At 64.7% G+C, this 17,746-nt stretch carries 16 protein-coding genes; 10 read left to right on the plus strand and 6 right to left on the minus strand.

Annotated elements, in window-relative coordinates:
* A complete protein-coding gene (locus tag DIE17_RS38420; protein ID WP_185702671.1) occupies positions 1–159 on the minus strand; it encodes a hypothetical protein in 159 nt (52 codons plus the stop codon).
* A 336-nt stretch (positions 160–495) separates the two neighbouring features.
* Here DIE17_RS38420 and DIE17_RS16320 point away from each other — a divergent pair, with 336 nt between their 5' ends.
* Together DIE17_RS16320 and DIE17_RS16325 are read left to right on the plus strand one after the other, a co-directional pair.
* A complete protein-coding gene (locus DIE17_RS16320; RefSeq protein WP_260426217.1) occupies positions 496–1,107 on the plus strand; it encodes a M35 family metallo-endopeptidase in 612 nt (203 codons plus the stop codon).
* Positions 1,108–1,120: 13 nt separating this feature from the next.
* Positions 1,121–1,879 carry a hypothetical protein gene (locus DIE17_RS16325; RefSeq protein WP_124921114.1) on the plus strand — a complete coding sequence of 253 codons (759 nt, stop codon included), beginning with the start codon at positions 1,121–1,123 and terminating at the stop codon, positions 1,877–1,879.
* A gap of 112 nt (positions 1,880–1,991) precedes the next feature.
* On the opposite strand, the gene DIE17_RS16330 is transcribed toward DIE17_RS16325, so the two are convergent.
* Both DIE17_RS16330 and selD read right to left on the minus strand, forming a co-directional pair.
* Entirely contained in the window at positions 1,992–3,071 is a 1,080-nt protein-coding gene (locus DIE17_RS16330) for a purine nucleoside permease (protein WP_124921115.1), read from the minus strand.
* 362 nt (positions 3,072–3,433) lie between these two features.
* Positions 3,434–4,498, minus strand: coding sequence for a selenide, water dikinase SelD (gene selD / locus DIE17_RS16335; protein ID WP_124520046.1), 1,065 nt, complete (start codon positions 4,496–4,498; stop codon positions 3,434–3,436).
* Positions 4,499–4,603: 105 nt separating this feature from the next.
* Here selD and DIE17_RS16340 point away from each other — a divergent pair, with 105 nt between their 5' ends.
* On the plus strand, positions 4,604–5,440 hold the full coding sequence (locus DIE17_RS16340) for a DMT family transporter (protein ID WP_124486154.1): 837 nt from the start codon (positions 4,604–4,606) through the stop codon (positions 5,438–5,440).
* A 243-nt stretch (positions 5,441–5,683) separates the two neighbouring features.
* On the opposite strand, the gene DIE17_RS16345 is transcribed toward DIE17_RS16340, so the two are convergent.
* The gene (locus tag DIE17_RS16345; RefSeq protein WP_124486153.1) at positions 5,684–7,192 is read right to left on the minus strand and encodes a PLP-dependent aminotransferase family protein; all 1,509 of its coding nucleotides are present in this window, start codon (positions 7,190–7,192) and stop codon (positions 5,684–5,686) included.
* A gap of 126 nt (positions 7,193–7,318) precedes the next feature.
* Between DIE17_RS16345 and DIE17_RS16350 the strand changes: the two genes are divergently transcribed.
* The 6 genes from DIE17_RS16350 to DIE17_RS16375 all read left to right on the plus strand — a co-directional run bounded on the left by DIE17_RS16350 (position 7,319) and on the right by DIE17_RS16375 (position 13,005).
* Positions 7,319–8,602: a 4-aminobutyrate--2-oxoglutarate transaminase gene (locus DIE17_RS16350; RefSeq protein ID WP_124921116.1), complete on the plus strand. Its 1,284-nt coding sequence runs from the start codon at positions 7,319–7,321 to the stop codon at positions 8,600–8,602.
* Between the two features lie 89 nt (positions 8,603–8,691).
* Entirely contained in the window at positions 8,692–10,161 is a 1,470-nt protein-coding gene (gene gabD / locus DIE17_RS16355; protein ID WP_124486151.1) for an NADP-dependent succinate-semialdehyde dehydrogenase, read from the plus strand.
* 534 nt (positions 10,162–10,695) lie between these two features.
* Positions 10,696–11,355 carry a hypothetical protein gene (locus DIE17_RS16360; protein ID WP_260439249.1) on the plus strand — a complete coding sequence of 220 codons (660 nt, stop codon included), beginning with the start codon at positions 10,696–10,698 and terminating at the stop codon, positions 11,353–11,355.
* A 10-nt stretch (positions 11,356–11,365) separates the two neighbouring features.
* Positions 11,366–11,902 (plus strand): PAAR domain-containing protein, encoded by a 537-nt coding sequence (locus DIE17_RS16365; RefSeq protein ID WP_124921118.1) that lies wholly within the window; start codon positions 11,366–11,368, stop codon positions 11,900–11,902.
* Between the two features lie 4 nt (positions 11,903–11,906).
* A complete protein-coding gene (locus DIE17_RS16370; RefSeq protein ID WP_124921119.1) occupies positions 11,907–12,554 on the plus strand; it encodes a M35 family metallo-endopeptidase in 648 nt (215 codons plus the stop codon).
* Positions 12,547–13,005, plus strand: coding sequence for a hypothetical protein (locus DIE17_RS16375; protein ID WP_260439250.1), 459 nt, complete (start codon positions 12,547–12,549; stop codon positions 13,003–13,005). Before DIE17_RS16370 ends, DIE17_RS16375 begins: the two co-directional genes overlap by 8 nt.
* A 71-nt stretch (positions 13,006–13,076) precedes the next feature.
* Here the strand turns inward: DIE17_RS16375 and DIE17_RS16380 are convergent, their stop codons facing one another.
* Complete coding sequence (locus tag DIE17_RS16380; protein WP_044845772.1) at positions 13,077–14,621, minus strand: PAS domain-containing methyl-accepting chemotaxis protein; 1,545 nt, start codon at positions 14,619–14,621, stop codon at positions 13,077–13,079.
* Positions 14,622–15,030: 409 nt separating this feature from the next.
* Positions 15,031–16,575 carry a PAS domain-containing methyl-accepting chemotaxis protein gene (locus DIE17_RS16385; protein WP_124921120.1) on the minus strand — a complete coding sequence of 515 codons (1,545 nt, stop codon included), beginning with the start codon at positions 16,573–16,575 and terminating at the stop codon, positions 15,031–15,033.
* A 546-nt stretch (positions 16,576–17,121) separates the two neighbouring features.
* Here DIE17_RS16385 and DIE17_RS16390 point away from each other — a divergent pair.
* Positions 17,122–17,682 (plus strand): GNAT family N-acetyltransferase, encoded by a 561-nt coding sequence (locus tag DIE17_RS16390; protein WP_124921121.1) that lies wholly within the window; start codon positions 17,122–17,124, stop codon positions 17,680–17,682.
* The last annotated feature ends 64 nt before the right edge of the window (positions 17,683–17,746 follow it).

Genomic DNA, 17,746 nt, shown 5'->3' on the forward strand with positions numbered 1-17,746 from the left:
TCACCGGCGCGGCACGCCGTCGCGCCATTCGCCCCAGTGCGTGACGATGTCCTGAACGAGCGGATTGCCCGCGCGGTACAGGTTTTCGGTCGCCGGGGCGAAGCGTCGGCCACTACGGCATATTTGTGCCGTAGTCACTGCACCAGTGTAGCGACACAATTGGTGACGTTATCCAAGGTCAATCCAGCGACCAAGTCGCATCCATGCCCGATACAGCGATTGACACGAGCTGATTAGTCTGCCGGTCGCGCTTGCCGTCGTAGTCGATGGTCGATCGGCTGCATATTGCATGTCCAGCGGGCTCAATCCAGATCATCACGCCGGTTGAGCCAGCGAAAGGTTGCTTGTTCGCCGCAAGAACCCGCCGTCTTTCCCACCTTCCATTCACACTTCCCAATACTCATTCGTTGCATCGACCGAAATCTGGTACACCTTCGGTCCTACTTCAGGCACTTAGCATCAGCACTCCAAATGATATCCATATGGAGAGTGCCTATGACAACATCGCCACTGCCTGGTGTATCTCTCGATGGACCACCCATCTGTCCGAACATGACGGACGCGGCGTTCAGGAAACGGATGCTCGAATTGCGGGACGAAGCAGTCGAGATCACACTGCGACGGCGCAGGGAACTGATGCTCTGGAACCCGGCCACGGAAGCACGAGTGATCGAGTGGTTCGGCTCGGCAAATAGCGATACAAGACGCAGACTTACTTCAGGGCTCGACGCCCTCGCCAGGGTGATGGCCACGCTCGGGCCAGAAAATTTCGTCCGCATCGGTTCCGATGCCGACCGCGCAACAGGATGTCTTCCAAACATGAAACATCTCGACGCCGAGGTCGCGCATGTCTGTCGCTCCGACACCGCAACTCATACAATCGCCATCAATCTCCCGTTCTGCTCGCTACCCGAGCGATCAGCCGGGAACCTCTCCTCGCAGCAATTGACCATCGTTCACGAATGCGCGCATTTTGCAGACACTTTCGACGCGGGCGACCATCCAGCGGCATACGGTCGACGGGCCAGCGCCCAGTTCGCGAAACGCTACCCGGGCATGGCGATCGGTAATGCAGACAACATCGCGTGGTTCATTCTGGCACGTTGAATCGGAGCAACTCATGCGACGTGCCCTCTCTGTCATATTCGGCGCCCTCCTGTCACTCCCGATACAGGCCAATGCGTGCAAGGTCCTGTTGACCGACAGCATGGAACTGCCGCTGAATTCGACCGAAATCGCCAACAGCGACAGACTCTCCGTCGTCAGACACTACCTGACCGCCAGGGAATGGACGCGCGAAGGGGCGGCGGTCTCGATCGACGCGACGGCCTACGATTGGGAAAGCCGCCCTAATCAACTCGCGCGGCAACGCGGTGCGCAGATGAAATCGTTTCTCGTGCAACTCGGAATGTCGCCCGACGACATTTACATCGACGAGCGAATCGTGTCGCGCAGGAACGGCAAGCTCGATCCCGATGACAGGAAGCAGCTTTGGGTCCAGTTCGTCCCGAAATGCCCGCCTGCGGGCTGTCAGAGTCGTTGCAACTCGGCAGGTACGCCCGGTGTCGCCAGTCATGCACCGACACCCGAAATGCCGGGGCCCGAGCCCGACTCGAGCCGCTTTTCATGCGGCGACAGTCGGGAACCCACGTCGGCACGTTTCGTGACAACGGAGCGCTGGACCGCACGCACGCGCAACCAGACCTTGCTTTTGCGAAATCAAGACCACCGGCTGCTAACGCATACCTGCTACCGGATCAGCACCAGTGCCACGCAATACATCGGCATGACGGACGAGCACGGTGAGACTGCGCCCATGCAGCTATTGGGGCCGGAATATACGCGCATCGAACTCAAACTCGCGCGCCCCGGCCCGTGATCCTCCGCAGCCGGTCCCGCGGGCCCCAATCCGGTCGCTCCAGGCGATATCGACTCGCCCGGAGCCCGGCCACGCGTGAATGATCGAGTGACTCCAGCGCGGCGCTACCCCCTCACCGGCGCGGCACGCCGTCGCGCCATTCGCCCCAGTGCGTGACGATGTCCTGAACGAGCGGATTGCCCGCGCGGTACAGGTTTTCGGTCGCCGGGGCGAAACCACCCTGGTCCGCATAGTTCAGCAGATTGTCCGCGCTCGTCTGCCCTGCATACGGCCGGTCGAAATCGGAACCCGTGCGCAGCACCGCGACGCGCGACAGGTCGACCCGCTTCACGCTCGCCGCGCGCTTGAGCGCTTCATACGTCGCGTTGTCTTCCTGCGCGGTCATGCAGTAGGTGCCCTTGCCGTCGGTGAGGATCTTGGTCCACTGGCGCGCGCGCTCGCCGATCAGCGTGCCCGAGAACCACGTATTGCCCGATGACGTGTCGCACTGGATCACCGTCGGCGGCCGATTCGCCGGCGCATACGTGAACTTCGCGCGCGCGGCCTGGGCCTGCGCGCTGTCGGCGAGCACGACGTTGCGCGACAGCGCATACGCGGCATCGGTCAGCTGCGGGTTGAGCTGGAATACTTCGGTGCGGTAGTCGGGCGGCGGCTTGTCGTTCGGGCTCTTCGTATTGATGCCGAGAAAGCCGGTATTCCAGCCTGCTGGAATCTCGCGCGCATCGAGTTCCCACTGCAGGCTGAAGTCGACCAGGTATTTCGACCAGGCGGCGGAACCGACCGTGCCTTGCGCGGGGTCGACGCCCGCGATGCCCGACACGAGGAAGTACGTGCGGCGCAGGTCGAAACGCTGCGAGAACGTGAGCGCCATGATCGTCGCGGACGCGTTCGCGTAGCCCATGCCGGTCGTCACCACGCACACGTCCTGCTTGTTGCAGTGAACGGCCGGATAGTCGGGCGACAGGCCGGGCACGGTGATGTCGCGCCACGGGCCGAGCCGGTCGAGCCATGCCTGGCCTTCCGGACCGAACATCGTGATGATCATGACCTTGACCGGGCGGCCCTGTGCACCGGTCTCGGCGAATGCAGCGTTGCCCCCATCGTTGCCCTGGTTGTTCTGCGCAATCGACGGCGCGGTCGCACAGGCGGCAAGCGAGAATGCAGCTGCGGAAAGGATGGAGCGAGTCAGCATCGGCGTTCCTTGTTTCGGTGATGTTGGGTGAGAACGGCTCTCGGAGACTGCGCGAGGGAGTATAGAACGCGTGTGTGCGATGCGGAACCCGACTACGAAACGGCGGGCGGTGTGCGCGACTCCAGGATTCGCATGAAACGCGGACGGGATCGACATGCGCGCCGCGCAATAACATCAGGAATACTATCTGATCGACCGACGCACGAGTCGACGTCGATGCGAATGACTGGATGCAAACCACGACGAGCCTTGTGTTTCTCGATCCACGGCCCGAACAGGAAATCGTTCATCGGTCGTCGATGCCTTCGAGGGAAGGCATCGATTCTAGCGACCGACAGCGATCCAGCGTGAAAAAAACCGCGTCAGGCGACGTCGACGCGCGCGGGCCCGTCCACCATCTCGCCGATCACGGCCGCACGGTCGAAGCCGTCGGCGCGGAAGCACGCGAGCACGTCGTCGACGGCATCCGGCGCGCACGCGACCAGCAGGCCGCCGGACGTCTGCGGATCGGTCAGCAGCGCCTGCGCGACGGGCGGCAGCCCGTCGGCGAGCCGCACGTCGGCGCCATACGCGGCCCAGTTGCGGCCCGATGCGCCGGTGAACACGCCGTCGGCGACGAACGCCTCGACGCCCGCCAGCCACGGCAGCGATGCGTAATGCACGCGTGCGGTCAGCTTCGCGCCGCGCGCCAGTTCGAGCGTATGGCCGAGCAGCCCGAAGCCCGTGACGTCGGTCAGCGCATGCACGCCCGGCAGCGCGGCGAGTTCGGCGCCCGGCCGGTTCAGCTTGGTGGTCGTCGCCACCATCTGCGCGTAGCCCGCGTCGTCGAGCTGGTTCTTCTTCAGCGCGGCCGACAGCACGCCGACGCCGAGCGGCTTGCCGAGCACGAGCACGTCACCCGCGCGCGCGGCCGCGTTGCGCTTCACGCGCGACGGATGCACGACGCCGATCGCCGCGAGCCCGTAGATCGGCTCGACCGAATCGATCGAATGGCCGCCCGCGACCGGAATGCCGGCATCCGCGCACACCGATTCGCCACCGCGCAGCACGGCCGCGATCGTCTCGTGCGGCAGCACGTTGATCGGCATCCCGACCAGCGCGAGCGCGAGAATCGGCTTGCCGCCCATCGCGTAGACGTCGGACAGCGCGTTGGTGGCCGCGATGCGGCCGAAGTCGAACGGATCGTCGACGATCGGCATGAAGAAGTCGGTCGTCGCGACGATCGCCTGCTCGTCGTTCAGCCGATAGACGGCCGCGTCGTCGGAGGTCTCGGTGCCGACCAGCAGGTCCGGGAACAGCGCGGGCGGCGTCGCCCGCTTCAGCAGCTCGGACAGCACGCCCGGCGCGATCTTGCAGCCGCAGCCGCCGCCATGCGACAGGCTCGTTAGGCGCGGAACGGCGGGCGGGGTGAGGGGGGCTTCGGTCATCGTCGGCATCCGGTGAATAACAACGTTCTATTATCGACAATTCCGCGCGAGCGCGCCCGGCACCCACATAATTGACGCCGCCCGCCCTCGTCCGCTCGCTCATTCATGGATCACCTGTTCATCGGCCTCGTGCTGTGCTCCGCCCTCTTGCACGCGATCTGGAATGCATTCCTCCACGTGAGCGAAGACCGTCTCGTCCAGCTCGGCACGATGTCGCTGCCGTATCTCGCGTTCGGCATCGCGGGCGTTGTACTGCTGCCCGCGCCAGCGCCCGCCGCGTGGCCGTATGTCGCGGCGTCGGCCGTGCTCGAGGTCGCGTACTGCTTCACGCTGGCGCGTGCATACCGCAACGGCGAGTTCGGGCAGATCTACCCGATCGCGCGCGGGATCTCGCCGCTGCTCGTATCGGTGCTGGCGCTCGCGATGCTGCACGAGCGACCGACGCCGTTCGGCTTCGCAGGCATTGCGCTCGTGTCGTTCGGCATCATGTCGCTCGCGTTGCGGCGCGGCTTCCGGTTCTCCGGCGAAGGCGTGCCGTACGCACTGCTCACGGGCGTGTTCATCGCCGCGTATTCGATCTGCGACGGCATCGGCTCGCGTGTGTCGGGCAGCGCACTCGGCTATATCGCGTGGGTTTATCTGCTGTGGAGCGTGCCGCAGCTCGTGCTGGTGTGCGCGATGCGCGGCGGCCCGCGCGTGGTGTTCGGTTCGCGCGCGTCGCTGCGGCAAGGCGCGATCGCCGGCACGATCTCGCTCGCCGCCTATGGAATCGTGATTCTCGCGTACCGGCATCTGCCGGTCGCGACGGTATCGGCGCTGCGCGAGACAAGCTCGATCTTCGCGGTCGCGATCGGCTGGTTCGTGATGCGCGAGCGGCCCGGCGCGCAGCGGCTCGCCGCATGCGCGCTGGTGGTCGCGGGCGCGGCGTTGATCCGGCTTTGACGCGCGTGCGTACGCCCTCAGGAAGGACCGGCAGTCACGGCAGGTCCGGTGCACTCGGCAGTCGGGCCGTTGTGTGCTTGCAGCCGAGGTTTTTCCAGGCGAGGCAATTGTCTCCACACCGCGGAGACAATTGCCCTGGACCTGCTTGAAAACGCTGATCCATATCGACTCCCTCTCATACGTGACTTTCGCATCGCGCTCTGCCGTCTCGAGCGTGGGTCGTCACCTCAACTGCCGCACACGTCAAGCCGCCGCAATCATCCCGTCGAACGCCCGCTCGTCGATCGCCTCGGCCAGCGTCGCGAACGCCGTCGCGATCTCGTCCTCCGGCACGCACGCATAGCCGAGCAGCAACCCCGACGCCGCGCGCTCGCGCTCCGCGTAGTAACCGGACAGCGGCCGCACGACGATGTTGCGTTCGAGCGCGGCCTGCGCGACCGCGCGATCGTCGACCCCGTCCGGCAGCCGCGTGACGAGATGCAGCCCCGCATCGCTGCCGAGTGCCTGCAGCGTGTCGCCGTAGCGGCGCGCGACCGCATCGAGCAGCACCTCGCGGCGCTGCCCGTACAGCGTGCGCATCTTGCGGATATGCGACACGAAGTGCCCTTCCGCGATGAACTCGGCGAGCACCGCCTGCTGCAGCAGCTGCCCTTCGCGATACAGCTCGGCGCTCGCGGTCGCGAAGCTTTCCGCGAGCGGCTCCGGCGCGACCAGATAGCCGACCCGCAGCCCCGGGAACAGCGTCTTGCCGAAGCTGCCGACGTAGATCACCTGCCCGGCCGTATCGAGCCCCTGCAGCGACGCGAGCGGCCGGCTGCCGTAGCGGAATTCGCTGTCGTAGTCGTCCTCGATGATCCAGCAGCCGTGCTGGCGCGCGTATTCGAGCAGCATCCGGCGCCGCGCGAGGCTCATCACCATCCCGAGCGGATACTGGTGCGACGGCGTGACGAGCATCAGCTTCGGCGGCTCGGCGAGATCGGCGGCCGACGGCGCGATCCCTTCGTCGTCGACCGGAATCGGCCGCGTGGTCAGCCCCGACACGTTCAGCACGCTGCGCACGCCCCAGTAGCACGGATCCTCGGTCCAGATCGCGTCGCCCGGATCGGTCAGGAGCCGCACCGCGAGGTCGATCGACTGGTGGATCCCGGTCGTGATCACGATCTGCTCGGGTGTGCAACGCACCGAACGCGACGTGCGCAGGTAGTCGGCCAGCGCCTCGCGCAGCAGCGCGAGCCCGCCGCCCGGCGCGTAGGTGAGCAAATCGGGGCGCAATCTCCGCCAGTACTTGTTGTGCAGCCGCGTCCACACGCGCGCCGGAAAGCGCGACACATCGGGCACGCCGGGCATGAACGCGCCACCCTGGCGCTTCGACACGCCCGCGCCCTCGACGAGCCGCGTGCCGCGCGCCGACAGCCGCCGCGCGGACGATGGCGCCACCGCCGGGCCGGCGGCCGGGTCGGGCGACGCGCCGACGATCTCGTCCGGCGCGCTGTCGGCGACGAACGTGCCGCGCCCCGTCGCCGAGTTCACATAACCTTCGAGCGCAAGCTGTTCGTAAACCTGCGTGACCGTGTTGCGGGCGATCCCGAGCTCGGCCGCCAGCAGCCGCGACGACGGCACGCGCGTGCCGGCCGGCAGTTCGCGCGACAGGATCGCCTGCTGCAGCAGCCGGTGCAGCTGCCGGTAGATCGGCTGTTCGCCGCCGCGCACGAGGCGCTGCGCCAGCCAGTCCGACAACACGCTTGCGCGCATGATTGGCTCCTGAATATTTATTGAAATGGCTCTGATTGCCAGAGCCAAATGTGATTATAGTCGCCTCCATGGGCTGCCAATGCGGCCGATTTTTATCCCACCGGACAGAACATCAAGGAGATGACCGTGAAGAATGCCGACCTGCAGGCCCGCAAGAACGCCGCCACCCCGCGCGGCGTCGGCGTGATGTGCGATTTCTACGCAGCCCGCGCCGAGAACGCGGAGCTGTGGGATGTCGAAGGCCGCCGCTTCATCGATTTCGCCGCCGGCATCGCGGTGCTGAACACGGGCCACCGCCACCCGAAGATCGTCAAGGCGATCGCGGATCAACTGAACAGCTTCACGCACACCGCTTACCAGATCGTCCCGTACGCGTCGTACGTCGAGCTGGCGGAAAAGATCAACGAACGCGCGCCGGGCGACTTCCCGAAGAAGACCGCGTTCTTCACGACCGGCGCCGAAGCCGTCGAAAACGCGATCAAGATCGCGCGCGCCGCGACCGGCCGGCCGGGCGTGATCGCGTTCTCGGGCGGCTTCCACGGCCGCACGATGATGGGCATGGCGCTGACCGGCAAGGTCGCCCCGTACAAGCTGAACTTCGGCCCGTTCCCGGGCGACGTGTTCCACGCCCCGTACCCGAACGCGCTGCACGGCGTGACGACGGCCGACTCGATCAAGGCGATCGAGATGCTGTTCAAGGCCGACATCGATCCGAAGCGCGTCGCCGCGATCATTTTCGAACCGGTCCAGGGCGAAGGCGGCTTCAACCCGGCGCCGGCCGAGTTCGTGCGCGCGCTGCGCAAGATCTGTAACGAGCACGGCATCCTGCTGATCGCCGACGAAGTGCAGACTGGCTTCGCGCGTACCGGCAAGCTGTTCGCGATGCAGCACTACGACGTGCTGGCCGACCTGATCACGATGGCGAAGAGCCTCGCGGGCGGCATGCCGCTGTCGGGCGTCGTCGGCCGTGCGGACGTGATGGACGCAGCGGCGCCCGGCGGCCTCGGCGGCACCTATGCGGGCAACCCGCTGGCCGTCGCGTCGGCGCACGCGGTGCTCGAGATCATCGACGAAGAGAAGCTGTGCGAACGTGCGACGCAACTCGGCGACGTGCTGAAGGCGAAGCTGAATTCGCTGCAGGCCGACGTCCCGCAGATCGCCGACGTGCGCGGCCCGGGCGCGATGATCGCGGTCGAGTTCCTGAAGCCGGGTTCGGGCGAGCCGGACGCGGAATTCACGAAGCGCGTGCAGACGCGCGCGCTCGAGCACGGGCTGCTGCTGCTCGTGTGCGGCGTGTACTCGAACGTCGTGCGCTTCCTGTTCCCGCTGACGATCCCGCAGGCCGTGTTCGACGAAGCGCTCGTGATCCTCGAGGAAGTGCTGAAGGAAACGGTCGGCGTGCCGGCCTGAGTTCCGGTCCACGTCAACCGAATGCGCCGCCGCCGTCGTCAGGACGGCGGCGGCCTTTTTATCCGTCATTTTCAAGGCAGGCGATTCATATGAGCACCGTTCAGGAAACCCTGGCACTGAAAGATCCGTCGCTGTTCCGCCAGCAGGCGTATGTCAACGGCGAATGGCAAGGCGCGGCGAACGGCGAGTCGTTCGAGGTCCGCAATCCGGCAACCGGCGGCCTGCTCGGCACCGTGCCGGCGATGGGCACGGCCGAGACGCGCCACGCAATCGAGGCCGCGAACGCCGCATGGCCGGCATGGCGCAAGAAGACCGCGAAGGAGCGCGCGGCGATCCTGCGCAAGTGGCACGACCTGATGATGGAAAACGCCGACGACCTCGCGCTGATCCTGACCACCGAGCAGGGCAAGTCGCTCGCCGAGGCGAAGGGCGAGATCGGCTATGCCGCATCGTTCCTCGAGTGGTTCGCGGAGGAAGGCAAGCGCGTGTACGGCGACACGATCCCGACGCCGGCGAGCGACAAGCGCATCGTCGTGACGAAGGAAGCGATCGGCGTGTGCGCGGCGATCACGCCGTGGAACTTCCCGGCGGCGATGATCACCCGCAAGGTCGGTCCGGCGCTCGCGGCAGGCTGCCCGATCGTCGTGAAACCGGCCGAGGCGACGCCGTTCTCGGCCCTCGCGATGGCCGTGCTGGCCGAACGCGCGGGCGTGCCGGCCGGCGTGTTCAGCGTCGTCACCGGCGACCCGAAGGCGATCGGCGGCGAGCTGACGTCGAACCCGATCGTGCGCAAGCTGTCGTTCACCGGCTCGACGCCGGTCGGCCGCCTGCTGATGTCGCAATGCGCGGCGACGGTCAAGAAGGTGTCGCTGGAACTCGGCGGCAACGCACCGTTCATCGTGTTCGACGACGCCGATCTCGATGCCGCCGTGCAGGGCGCGATCGCATCGAAGTACCGCAACAGCGGCCAGACGTGCGTGTGCACGAACCGCTTCTACGTGCACGAAGCCGTGTACGAGCAGTTCGCGCAGAAGCTCGCGGCAGCGGTCGGCCAGCTGAAGGTCGGCCGCGGCACGGAGCCGGGCGTCACGCAGGGTCCGCTGATCAACGAAGCGGCCGTGCTGAAGGTCGAGGCGCACATCGAGGACGCGCTCGCGAAGGGCGCGACCGTCGTGACGGGCGGCAAGCGCCACGCGCTCGGCCACGGTTTCTTCGAGCCGACTGTGCTGACGGGCGTCACGCCGGCGATGAAGGTCGCGAAGGAAGAGACGTTCGGGCCGCTCGCGCCGCTGTTCAAGTTCGGCAGCGACGACGAGGTGATCCGCCTCGCGAACGACACCGAGTTCGGTCTCGCCGCGTACTTCTACAGCCGCGACATCGGCCGCGTGTGGAAAGTCGCCGAAGCGCTCGAGTACGGGATGGTCGGCGTGAACACGGGCCTGATCTCGAACGAAGTCGCGCCGTTCGGCGGCGTCAAGCAGTCGGGCCTCGGCCGTGAAGGCTCGCACTACGGCATCGACGACTACGTCGTGATCAAGTACCTCTGCCTCGCGGTCTGACGGTTCGGGGCCTGGCGCTTCGGCGACAGGCCCTGACCGCCCGGCCGGAACCGGGCGGTCACGACGCGGGCCGGTACCTCCTCTCCGCCGTGCCCGCGTCACCTTGCCGTGCGCGATGTCGCACCGCTCTGCGCGCCCGATGTCGATCGCCGCATCCGCCGATACGTCATATCGCGCGCGAATTTCGTTCAAGTCTCACTTCGTTGCCAGCCGCCAGATCGAGCGCTCCACCTCGATCCGGTTTGCACGCGCATGAATACTTCACCCCACGGCCCCGTATAAGCAGAGTCAGCGCACGCAGGTACCGCTACAGCCGGTTGTGCCGTAACACACATTAACAGTCGTCGGCATGACATACGGGCGGACAACCGCCCAACCGCGTTCTGCTCGATCCCCTTCGTCTCAGCCTCGATGATCGTTTCACATCATCAACTTTTGTCGGATTCCAAAATACAACTCGTACTCGTTCTATAGACAGAAAAAATCTTACTGCCCACTGTCTATAGCTCGTCCATACACAAGGTATCCGAGTCCATGGAAGAGGAATATGCGGCCTGCCCTTACTTTCTTCACTCGTCGATCCGGCTTTACGCGATGGTGCAGCAGCTACACACGCCGCCGCCCGATATACCCGACTCGATCGATCCGACGTATAGCGGCAACATGCAAATGATCTGCACGCGCGATCCGTTCATTTGCACCTATCTCTCTCCACTTGACGCGGTCATAGGCTCGAGAGCGCTCGCGCGCGACGATGACCACTATTGGCCGATCGATTTTCAACAAGTCGATACCCGTCGCTTCATGGAACAGCATGGCCGGCTACTGGTCGCCGTGAACTATGCATACGGGGCGACCAATGGACGTCTGGTCGTTTCCGATGCAGGGCATCCCTTGATGGTCTACTTCGCTTCGTCATTTGATGTGCCTGTCGCTCGACGTGGCCATTTCGCGATCCGCTTCGCCGATAACGTGGCCGAGCAGATCGAAACAGCCCATCTGCGTGCCGGGCTATCCACGTTGAGTGCGACGCTGGACTCGATGCACGAGTGGACCGCCGAGCAAATAGCCGATGCAGAAGCCGAAGCATTGGCGCGCACGCCGCGGACCATCGCCGTTGAAGATGCCGCGATCGATCAGTACGCGATTTATGACCCGGAGTCAGCCGATTGGGTCGTTACCAACTTCGATTGAGGACATAGCCATGAGCCGACGAGCGATCAGGAACGGCGACGCGACGACTACCGATGGAATCGTCATCGCGGGCACCGCAAGCATATTCGTGAACAACAAGCACATTGCCCTGGACGGCGACAAAGCGACATGCGGAAACTGCGAGGGCATGTTTCCGATAGCAGGAAGCGCGGTATCCGTTGTCGGTAGCGGACGTGCCGTAGCCGTCGAAGGCGACGCGGTACTTTGTCCCTGCGGGCAAAACCTTTTGGTCGCGGGAAACGACTGCACGTTTTTCATTGGCGGGGATGGCGGTCATGACTCGGCGCGGCCCTTCACCGGTTATCCGGCATTCGCACCCACGCGGTACGCGCCTGCATCGGACATTCACGACGATCAATTCGTGATCCGCGACGTGAGGACGAAGCAACCTTTAAGCAACGTGCGCTATTCGATCAAGGATCGATCCGGGAACGTGCTTGCGTCCGGCGTGAGTGATCGGCACGGCTGTACCGTGCGCGTGCGAACCGAACGCGCGCGGACGTTGCAGCTTGTAATCGAGGACTGAAACGATGGGAAACCAAACTATCGTCGCCGAGACGACAACAAACACCATCGTGGGATCACGGACATTCGCGGATGTTGACTTGCGACCGATCTGCGAAAACATGACCAACTCGGAATTCCGCAAGGTTTTTGCCGTGGCGCAAGGGCGCGCGGTTGACCGATTGACGATCCGCATTGCTGACTTGCAAAAGTGGTCGGAGGTCGACAAGGGTCGGGTATTCAAGTGGTTCGGTCGAAACGACGAGCGCACGCGTATGCACCTACTCACCGGCCTAACGAAAGTGCTTGCCGTGGTTCGAGCATTCAACGAAAACAATGTGGTTCGAAGCGCCAGCGCTGGCGATCTTGCGACGGGTTGCACGCCTCACCCACGAGGAACGACGAACGAAGCCGCCCACGTATGCGCGCCGGACACGGCAACACATACGATCGCCATCAGTGGGCGATTCTGCACGATGCGCCCGTGGACAGCGAACGCTGATTCACACGTGTCAACTATCATTCACGAAGCCACCCATTTTCACGACACCATGTCGTCAACCGATGATCAATACACGATTACCCCCTTGCTCCCCGGTTGGGGACGTTCAAACCCTGACTTGGCAATCAACAACGCCGACAGCATCGCGGGCTACGTCGTTGACATTGAATAAATTCGTCACTGCCGTCACGCTCATGTTGAGCTGCGCACATACGGCATTCGCGTGCGATGGTCCGTCGAACATGCCCGGTTGGGATTTCGATGTTCGATTCGACAACAATTCAAGCGACATATCCACCTCCGAACTGACAAAGCTTTCCGTATGGTCGAACGACATGCGCAATCGCTTCCGCATTGTCGATGTGGTGTCAGTTGTCGGATTAGCCGAACCGACGGAACGAAACGCGCAACAGCTTGCGCACAGACGTGCAGCGAACGTTAAGGGCGCGTTAGATCAATTTTTGATTCGGGGCGAACGAAATTCGATGATCTCGCGAATCTACAAATTGCCGTTTCCCGCGAGCGAATTCGACGACAATGGGCGACGCGTCGAGATCACGTTCGGTCCCGGATGCCCTAACCACTGTTGCCCGAATCTGAATCCCATACCCAGGGCAAAATGAGGTAGCACGCCCCTCCAAGGCGGCCCGCATAATGCGGGCCGCCTTCCTCCTGCCGCCCCCTTCCCCGCTCATCACCGAAACACGTTCACCGCATCCACAAGCCGCGTCGCCTGCTGCTTCAGGCTTTCCGACGCGGCCGCGCTCTGCTCGACCAGCGCCGCGTTCTGCTGCGTGATGTTGTCCAGATGCACGACCGCCTGGTCGACCTGCGCGACCCCGGTGCTCTGCTCGGCCGTCGACGAGCTGATCTCCGCGATCAGGTCCGACACGCGCTTCACCTGCGTGACGATGTCCTCCATCGTCTTGCCCGCGCCGTCGACGATCCGTGCGCCCGATTCGACCCGCTCGACACTCGCGCCGATCAGTGTCTTGATTTCCTTCGCCGCGTTCGCGCTGCGTTGCGCGAGGGCCCGCACCTCGCCGGCGACCACCGCGAAGCCGCGCCCCTGATCGCCCGCACGCGCCGCCTCGACCGCCGCGTTCAGCGCGAGGATGTTGGTCTGGAACGCGATGCCGTCGATCACGCCGATGATGTCGGAAATCTTGTGCGAACTCGCCGTGATGTCGCTCATCGTCGTGACGACTTCGCTCACCGCCCGTCCGCCGCGCTCGGCCGCCTCGCTCGCCGAAACCGACAGCTGGTTCGCCTGCAGCGCCGTCTCCGCGTTGCTCGATACGGTGGCCGTCATCTCGGCCATCGACGCGGCCGTCTGCTGCACGCTGGTCGACGCCTGTTCGGTGCGCGCGCTCAGGTCGTTGTTGCCTTGCGCGATCTCGTTGCTCGCGCGTTGCACGTTGTGCACCTGCTCGCTGACGTCGTCGACGAGCCAGCGGAACATCAGCCCGAGCTGGTTGATCGTACGCAACGTCATGCCGATCTCGTCGACGCGGTTCATCGCCACGCCGGTGCGGCTCTCGCCGGTCGCGACGCGCAACGCCTGGTCGCGCAACTGAATCAGCGGACGCACGATCTGCGCGTCGAGCCACAGGCCGGCCGCCACCGCCACACCGACCGCCGCACCGGCAAACGCCGCGAGCCCGCCGCCGGTCAGCCCGCACGCCCACCCCGCGCCGACGACGGCCGGCGCCAGCACGCACAGGGTCGAATGAACGCGCGCGCGCACCGACATCGTCTGGAACAGCGACGCGACACGCATCAGCCCGGTACGGACGATCAGCCCCTTGTGGAAACGGCGATTGCCGGCCTTGCCTTCGCGGAACGCGCGATACAGCGCGTCGGCCGCCGCGATCTCGTCGCGCGACGCCTTGGTGCGCACCGACATGTAACCCGTCGGCTGCCCGTTGCGCATCACCGGCACCGTATTCGAACGGACCCAGTAATGATCGCCGTTCTTGCGACGGTTCTTCACGAGCGCGGTCCACGGTTCGCCGTTCTTCAGCGTCGCCCACATGTCGGCGAATGCCTCCTTCGGCATGTCCGGGTGCCGCACGACGTTGTGCGGCTGACCTTCGATCTCCTCGGGGGAAAATCCGCTGACCTGAATGAACGCGGCATTCGCGTACTTGATGTAACTGTCCGCGTCGGTGGTCGACATCAGCGTCGCGCCGTCGGGAAAATCGAATTCGCGTTGCGTGACAGGCTGGTTATTGCGCATGGTGTGGAGTTCCCAGGTTGCGGATCTTGGCGTCCGCTTGTGGATTGAACCGAGACCGTCCGCATCGCGGTCGTCCCGCATGCGTTCGATCAGACTCCTGCGCTTTCGGCAAATCCGGCGAAAACATTATGCCGGCTTCGGGTAAATATGCATGAATTTCGCATCATCTTGATCCAGCCGAACATTTTGTTTATATGTAAATAAAATCCAGCTTTATCAAATACTTGCGCCATCAATCATCTGACCATTCCGGCGCTTGTTCCGACGGGATTCACGAATCGATCTGGAATCGAGAATGCGAATCTCTCTCGTTTAATTCATGTAAATCGAAACGAAAATCGGGGATTTCGCCGCCTTGCCCCGATTTGCTTCGCGTTGCCTCGCAGTGGCGGGAGCGCGCCCCCGACGATCACCGAAACACGTTCACCGCGTCCACGAGCCGCGTCGCCTGCTGCTTCAGGCTTTCCGACGCCGCCGCGCTCTGCTCGACCAGCGCCGCGTTCTGCTGCGTGATGTTGTCCAGATGCACGACCGCCTGATCAACCTGCGCAACCCCGGTGCTCTGCTCGGCCGTCGACGAGCTGATTTCCGCGATCAGATCCGACACTCGCTTCACCTGCGTGACGATGTCCTCCATCGTCCTGCCTGCATCGTCGACCCGCCGCGCCCCCGACTCGACCCGCTCGACACTCGCGCCGATCAGTGTCTTGATTTCCTTCGCCGCGTTCGCGCTGCGCTGCGCGAGCGCCCGTACCTCGCCGGCGACCACCGCGAAACCGCGCCCCTGTTCGCCCGCGCGCGCCGCCTCGACCGCCGCGTTCAGCGCGAGGATGTTGGTCTGGAACGCGATGCCGTCGATCACGCCGATGATGTCGGCGATCCTGCGCGAGCTGTCGGTAATGTCGTTCATCGTCGTGACGACTTCGCTCACCGCCTGCCCGCCGCGCTCGGCCGCCTCGCTCGCGGACACGGCGAGCCGGTTCGCCTGCATCGCGGTCTCCGCATTGCTGTCGACGGTGGCCGTCATCTCGGCCATCGACGCGGCGGTCTCCTGCACGCTCGACGCGGCCTGTTCGGTGCGCGCGCTCAGGTCGTTGTTGCCCTGGGCGATCTCGTTGCTCGCGCGTTGCACGTTGTGCACCTGCTCGCTGACGTCGTCGACGAGCCAGCGGAACATCAGCCCGAGCTGGTTGATCGTACGCAACGTCATGCCGATCTCGTCGACGCGGTTCATCCGCACGCCGCGGCGGCTTGCGCCGGTCGCGACGCGCAACGCCTGGTCGCGCAACTGAATCAGCGGACGCACGATCTGCGCGTCGAGCCACAGGCCGGCCGCCACCGCCACACCGACCGCCGCACCGGCAAACGCCGCGAGCCCGCCGCCGGTCAGCCCGCACGCCCACCCCGCGCCGACGACGGCCGGCGCCAGCACGCACAGGGTCGAATGAACGCGCGCGCGCACCGACATCGTCTGGAACAGCGACGCGACACGCATCAGCCCGGTACGGACGATCAGCCCCTTGTGGAAACGGCGATTGCCGGCCTTGCCTTCGCGGAACGCGCGGTACAGCGCGTCGGCCGCCGCGATCTCGTCGCGCGGCGCGCTGGTGCGCACCGACATGTAGCCCGTCGGCTGCCCGTTGCGCATCACCGGCACGGCGTTCGCGCGCACCCAGTAGTGATCGCCGTTCCTGCGGCGGTTCTTCACGAGCGCCGTCCACGGTTCGCCGTTCTTCAGCGTCGCCCACATGTCGGCGAACGCCTCTTTCGGCATGTCCGGGTGCCGCACGACGTTGTGCGGCTCGCCGACGAGTTCGTCGGTCGAGAAGCCGCTCACATACGCGAACGTCGTATTCGCGTATGTGATGATGCTGTCCGCATCGGTGGTCGACATCAGCGTGACGTCGTCGGGAAATTCGAATTCTTGTTGGGTGACAGGCTGGTTGTTGCGCATGCAGGGCTCCGAAAGGCGGATCCGGCTGCAGGATCCGCGCAGCGCGAAAATCACGCTCAGTAGCCGAAAAACGGTTTATCGCTTTACGACGGTCTCGTCCTTGCTGTCGGCACCCTCCGGAAAAACCTTAATCCGGAAGCGCATGAAAGATCGAATTCGGTCATCTGCATGATTTCGATCAAGTCATCCGGCGATAATCACATCCGACGCTTTGCGAAAGTGAACCGATGCTTTATGGAATAACCCCGCGCAACGAGCCAATCTGCGCAGCCGTTGCGCGCAGCGAAACGACTCTGCCTGATCTGCTCCATTCGACCGGCATTTGAACTCGATGAAAAAATCCCGGCTGCAATTGAATCGGCCGCCCCGGAATACGGCACGGCCTGCGCATGACGGCGATAGACACGATCAGGCCGCGCTTTTCCGCGATCGCGACACGATGCGCGTTCCGCAAACGCACGACATGCACAACATGCGCGGCGCCGCAGCAGGCACGCGGCCGCCCCCACCCGACCACACGCAACGCGCTGCACACCGGACCACCGCATGACACGCCGCACCTCCACCGAACGCGACGCACTCTCGGCACGCCTGCTCACCCGCGACGAACTGCCGCTCGTCTGGACCATCGACCGGCGCGAGATCATCCATCATCTGTACGCGCTGCGCGACGGCGAACTGCAGCTCGTCCCCGACTTCTACGACGTGCGCGGCTGGCCCGACGGCGAAGCCGAGCATTACACGCCGATCCTGCTCGACTGTCACGATCGCGGCGGCTGGTGTCTCGGCATGTTCGACGGCGCACGGCTGGTCGCGGCGGTCATCGTGGACGCCGATCCGCTCGGCCCGCGACGCGACATGCTGCAGCTGAAGTTCCTGCACGTGAGTCAGGACTGGCGCGGTTGCGGGCTCGGCGAGCATCTCTATCGCGCGGCCCGCGCGCAGGCACGGACGATGGGCGCCGCACGGCTCTACGTGTCCGCGACGCCGTCGCAGCGCACGATCGACTTCTACCTGCGCCTCGGTTTCACCGTCAGCGCATCGCCCGACCCGGCGTTGTACGCGCTCGAGCCGGAGGACATCCATCTGGAAGCGCCGACGGCCTGACGCGCGCGAACGCCACCTGCGCGCAGCATTTCCGCTCGCCCGACAACACCCGCACGGAGAACGA

It is taken from the genome of Burkholderia sp. Bp9099, from assembly GCF_003857805.1.
In the GTDB taxonomy this organism is placed as follows: Bacteria; Pseudomonadota; Gammaproteobacteria; order Burkholderiales; family Burkholderiaceae; genus Burkholderia.